Source organism: Phocaeicola sp. RTP21359st1_B8_RTP21360_211022, assembly GCF_040911965.1.
In the GTDB taxonomy this organism is placed as follows: domain Bacteria; phylum Bacteroidota; class Bacteroidia; order Bacteroidales; family Bacteroidaceae; genus Phocaeicola; species Phocaeicola vulgatus.
Genome location: NZ_JBDFXP010000101.1, coordinates 1 through 2,972, shown reverse-complemented (window position 1 = coordinate 2,972; position 2,972 = coordinate 1). Strand labels below are relative to the sequence as shown.

The following is a 2,972-nucleotide window of genomic DNA, read 5'->3' as shown; positions in this document are numbered from 1 at the left end:
GACAAACTTTTCAAAGAACTCATTTTATTTACTGCCAGAGCCGCTTAGGCGTGGCGAATTTTTAACGAACTATTGATTATCTGGTCTGTTGATTTATGTGAAAAAAGAAAATTTAGTAAAGTTGCTGTGGGGGATATTGGTAATTATTGGTATTTGTTTGATACTAATGTCGTCTTTTGACTGGGAGTCCTATTTGGTTTTATTATTAGATAAATTGGACAAAAACACTCGATCTGGAGTTGAAATGGCTTTTTATAAAGATATGAGTTGGATGGATTGGATAATAGGGCGTGGTATGACTGGTACTTATTATTGTTGGGAGGTATCTGATATTGATAGGTTGAATAGATTAGTGATAGAAACAGGGTATTTAAATATTATATTAAAAGGTGGAATTTTTTTGTTGTTACCTTATGTTTTCTTTTGTATTAAATCCTTTTTTTTAGGGTATTTTAAATCGAAGAATATGTTAACAAAAGGTATGGGAGTATATTGTTTAGCTTATGTCTTTTTTTTATATCCTTCAGGAACACCAGAGTTCAATTTGAGTTGGGTTATTTTGTGGATCTCCATTTTATATTGTAATACATCTTCTATCAGATATATGTCTGATGAACAAATTAGGAATAAATATTTTTAAAATGAAAGTGTCTGTTATAACTATAAATTATAATAATATACAAGGTCTGAAAACTACCATTCAAAGTGTTATATCACAATCTTATAAAGATATGGAATATATAATAGTAGATGGTGGCTCTACGGATGGAAGTGTAGATCTTTTAGTGGAATATTCTGATAAAATATCAAAATGTATATGTGAACCTGATAATGGAGTTTATAATGCAATGAACAAGGGGGTTAGTATTGCTTCAGGTGAGTATTGCATTTTTATGAACTCTGGTGATAGCTTTTGGAATTCTGAAGTTTTAGAAAATATTTTTTCAAAACATATTGACGTTGACGTATTAGCAGGTAAAACATATTGTTTTAAGAATGGTAGATTTAGTTCCATGCAATCTGCACCCAAAAAAGTAACAATGAAATATTTGTATGCTAATTCTATAAATCATCAGGCGATGTTGATAAAAACAGCTTTGTTGCGAGAATATCCATATGACGAGACATTGAAAGTATACTCTGATTGGAAATTCTGTATTCAAACACTTGTGGTGAATAATTTGTCTTATCAATTCGTTGATTATGTGATAGCAAAGTATGATTTGAGTGGGGTGAGTGCAAATATTAAGTTTAAAGAAGAAAAACAAAAAGTCTTATTGGAATATTTTCCTCATCGAATATTGTGTGATTATGAGTTGTTGTGCAAAAAGACTTTAATACGAAAACTATTGCCAAAGATTGGTCATATTATTCAGCGTTTATATTATTACGTTTTTATAAAGCTTAGAATTAGTAAATGTGGTAAATTTAAATTGGAGGAATAAAATATTAGAATTAGTGGTCATTTCTCTTTTGAAGCTTTATTTAATTTGAATGGAGTGAGATGAATCATAGATTTTAGTAGTGTTGTTTGTATGAAGATACTATTTTTCAATACTGGATCGGCTAATCCTTTATTAGGTGGAGTACAGTCTGTTACGCATTGTTTAGCCCATTATTTTAATTCATTAGGGCATGAAGTATATATTATTTCTATTAATCGAACTTCAGATTATTTAGATGATATTCAAATCTATTTGCCAGATCAAAAACGAAATGATAGTGATGCAAATAAACAATTTCTTATGAATTTTATAAAGGAAAAACATATTGAAATTGTGCTAAACCAGACTTGCTTAAATCCTAAATTATCAGTGTTTTTACCTGTTATAAAAAAAACAGGAGTTCAACTTATTTCAGTATTTCATAGTCAGCCGTATGGTATGTACGGGATAAAAGCATTTCCTAAAATTTGTAATGTTTTTGGTGTTGACAAGGTAGGAAATTTAGTGGATGTACTTATACATTTTGCATTTAAGTTGAAATATGGAAGATATTTAAAAAGAATGCTTCAATATAGTGATAAACTAGTGATGCTTTCAGATAAATTTATAAATGAATTTTTATATTTTTCGGGGAAAAAATATGCTGAAAAGATGTTGTCTATTTCTAATCCTGTAACTATTAATGGGGGAGGGAGTGAAAAAAAAGAAAAAATAGTTCTTTTTGTGGGAAGGATCAGCCAAGAAAAAGGTGTAGATAAAATTTTAGAAGTATGGCGTGGAATCTGTCATGAAGAAAAGTATAAAGAGTGGCGGTTGGTGATTGTAGGTGATGGTGAAAAAAGAAAACAAATGGAAAAGTATGCAATGGATATGGAACTTATTAACTATTCATTTGAAGGATTTCAAAAGCCTGATGGATATTATGATAAAGCAAAGATTTTTTGTATGGCTTCAGCATTTGAAGGGTTTGGATTAGTTTTGGTGGAAGCAATGTCGTATGGTGTAGTGCCAATGGCATTTAATAGTTTTTCTAATTGTTCGGATATTATAGATGATGATAAGAATGGGATTTTAGTTACTCCTTTTTCAATCAATGAATATAGAAAAAAAATAATAGAGCTTATTGAAAATGATGAAAAATGGATGAAAATGTCCACTTGTTCTATAAATAAAAGTAAAGAATATTCTATAGAATGCATAGGTGCTAAATGGTTGGATTTATTTTATTCTCTTTTAAATAATAAAGTTACTTGAGATAAACCATATACAGACTTGGCAACTTCATTAGTCTGAAATAGGTAAAGTTGCTATATATATAGTGAAATCGATAGGGTATGACGAGCAAATAGAAAAAGAAGTGAAGAGGCTTTTTATTACCCATGGTTTTGATTTGGTAATCCATTATGTGGATACAATAGAGAAAACCAAACGAGGCAAACAAAAATTTTTGATTGTAAGCAGTCAAAAATTGGCTCATAATTGAAATCTCTATCTTCGCTGCGAACAAAAATTTTAGGATTTATGTAT

3 protein-coding genes are annotated in these 2,972 nt (G+C 29.6%); all 3 read left to right on the top strand.

Annotated elements, in window-relative coordinates:
- The first annotated feature begins 97 nt into the window (after window positions 1-97).
- The 3 genes from AB5062_RS22480 (at window position 98) to AB5062_RS22470 (ending at window position 2,699) form a co-directional block, all read left to right on the top strand.
- Window positions 98-640, top strand: a complete 543-nt coding sequence (locus AB5062_RS22480) for a hypothetical protein (protein ID WP_368326993.1) — start codon at window positions 98-100, stop codon at window positions 638-640.
- Window positions 612-1,445 carry a glycosyltransferase family 2 protein gene (locus AB5062_RS22475; RefSeq protein ID WP_049764400.1) on the top strand — a complete coding sequence of 278 codons (834 nt, stop codon included), beginning with the start codon at window positions 612-614 and terminating at the stop codon, window positions 1,443-1,445. Before AB5062_RS22480 ends, AB5062_RS22475 begins: the two co-directional genes overlap by 29 nt.
- Window positions 1,446-1,535: 90 nt before the next feature.
- Window positions 1,536-2,699, top strand: coding sequence for a glycosyltransferase (locus AB5062_RS22470; protein WP_041174499.1), 1,164 nt, complete (start codon window positions 1,536-1,538; stop codon window positions 2,697-2,699).
- Window positions 2,700-2,972: the final 273 nt, after the last annotated feature.